The organism is Rhodoferax ferrireducens (assembly GCF_003347515.1).
GTDB lineage: Bacteria > Pseudomonadota > Gammaproteobacteria > Burkholderiales > Burkholderiaceae_C > Rhodoferax.
Map to the genome: position 1 here is coordinate 1 of NZ_QEII01000108.1, position 2,176 is coordinate 2,176.

Sequence of the window (2,176 nt, forward strand, 5' to 3'; positions counted from 1 at the left end):
TCGCGCAAAGGATGCTCTCCAGATAACGCAGCCTGTGAAGGCTTCTTTGGACGGCTAAAAACGGAGCTGTTCTATCCTCGGGACTGGCAGGCTACAACCATTGAGCAGTTCATTCAGGTCATTGACACTTACATTCGCTGGTATAACGAAAAACGGATCAAAATCTCCCTTGGCTCACTCAGTCCCCTCGAATACCGAGAGAGCCTCGGACTTACGGCATAAACCCGTCCAAGATTTACGCCGCACCCCCGGATGGCCGATTTGACTGACCAGGGGCATCGGGTCTGCATCGCGTCAGAACTCTGGGTTTGCCTGATCTACAAGGGGGTCACTGGTTTTCGGCAGCCCTGGTCAACTCGATGCCGGCAGTAGCGGTTCTGTGGACGAGGCGCGTGTTGCAGGACAAGAACCCGGCATTGAACTGCCTCCACGCGCAGTGCCGTCGCGTCACTGCAAACGCCGCAGAAGGTCCAGGGTCGGATAGCCGTCCGCCGGCAGGCCCAGGCTCTGCTGGTATCGACGAACGCCGCGCTGCGTGGCCGGACCCATCGTGCCGTCGGGCGTGCCGCTGTCCAAACCACGTGCGTTCAGCGCCGTCTGCAGCGCCAGCACCTGGCTGCGCGAAAGTGGCTGCAAATCGCGGGGCCAGGGTGCCTGCGTCGCGAGGCCGCCGGCAATCTGTTGCGCCAGCAGGCCGACGGCGAGCGCATAGCTGGTCGAGTTGTTGTAGCGCAGCATCGTGCGAAAGTTGGGTCCGACCAGGAAGGCCGGCCCGCGCGCACCGGCCGCAAGCAATATCGAGCTGTCAGCCAAGGCCGGCAGCGGCGCGCCGTCCATAGCTTGCACACCCTCGTCCGTCCATTTGGCGGTCGGCTGTCGCATGTCGGCGTCGGCGCGCGCGTAGTCAAATCCCGGCGGCAAGCGCACCTCGAGCCCCCACGGCTGGCCGACCTGCCATCCGGCGCTTGCCAGGAAGTTGGCGGTCGAGGCCATCACATCGGTGAGGCTGTTCCAGATATCGCGTCGGCCATCGCCATCGGCATCGACCGCATAGGCCAAAAAGTTCGTTGGCAGGAACTGCGTCTGGCCCATCGCGCCGGCCCACGAACCTATCATCTGCGCGCGGTCGATGTCACGATTCTGCAGGATTTTCAAGGCTGCGAGCAACTGGCCACGCGCCCACTCCTCGCGTCGGCCCTCGAAGCCGAGCGTCGCCAAGGCGTCGATTGTCGGGATGTCGCCCACAAAACTGCCGTAATTGCTCTCCATGCCCCAGATCGCGACGAGGACCTCTGCCGGGACGCCGTAGCGCGCTGCTATGGGTTCGATTTCGGCGCGCAGCGGCGCCAGCTTATCCTGGCCACGGGTGATGCGCTGCGTCGACAGCGCGCTGTCGAGATAGTCCCAGACAGCGCTGGTGAACTCGGGCTGCGCCCGATCCGACTCAATGACGCGTGGGAGGAAACGGACGTTGTCGAAGGCGATGTGGAGCGTTGCCTCGTCGAGGCCGGCTGCGCGTGCGGTGGTGCTGAATTCGGCCACCCAGCGGGCAAACTTCCGGCTGTGCTCGACATCAATGGATCCGGCTGGCGTCGGGCTGGCGACTACCGTCGATGGCGCCGGTGCCTGGGTTTCGATCGATGGTGGGGTGGTGCAACCCCCAACCACTAAGACTGCCAGCAACGCGGGAACAAGCCAGCAGCGAGTTGACGCTGGGAAACGGGATGGTGTTTGCATTCTTTTCATTCTCGTCGTTCTACGGAACAGGGTGATCTGACGCCCTCTGGACCGATGAAGTTGCACTGGGCGTGCTCGTCGACTACGGGCCCTCCTGCGTCCAATGTCGCGGCGCTGCCTGTTACGGCGCTCGCAACAAGCCTTTGACACTGTTCGGACCGATTGCTTCGCAGCTCTTGGTTCGTTGCATTGAATGCCAGAAACGGGGCATCAAGGAGCCGGCAACGACAGGCTGGTGTGGAGCTGCTCACTGCGATTGAAGTCCCAACGGCAGGTTTAGAGCGTGGAATTCGAGGTGACCGTTGGCTCTTGAAGTTAAGGTTTGTAGGATGCCCGCCCGTGCAGGCGTTCAACATTGCTTTGCCTACTGACGCGGGTGGGCGTCGTATAAACCTCGATGGAGGAAACCGCGGCTGTGACCAATCTTGGCAGACCCAGC

2 protein-coding genes are annotated in these 2,176 nt (G+C 62.2%); one reads left to right on the plus strand and one right to left on the minus strand.

Going from position 1 to position 2,176, the window contains the following annotated elements; translation table 11 throughout:
• On the plus strand, nucleotides 1-222 hold a 222-nt coding region (locus C5P05_RS00460; protein ID WP_157979144.1), incomplete at its 5' end, for an IS3 family transposase.
• 225 nt (nucleotides 223-447) lie between these two features.
• Here the strand turns inward: C5P05_RS00460 and C5P05_RS00465 are convergent.
• Entirely contained in the window at nucleotides 448-1,746 is a 1,299-nt protein-coding gene (locus C5P05_RS00465; RefSeq protein ID WP_114967984.1) for a lytic murein transglycosylase, read from the minus strand.
• Between the last annotated feature and the right edge of the window lie 430 nt (nucleotides 1,747-2,176).

Excerpts from the sequence above, each read along its gene's own strand:
- C5P05_RS00465 (WP_114967984.1), bottom strand. The coding sequence starts at position 1,746 with ATGAAAAGAATGCAAACACCATCCCGTTTCCCAGCGTCAACTCGCTGC.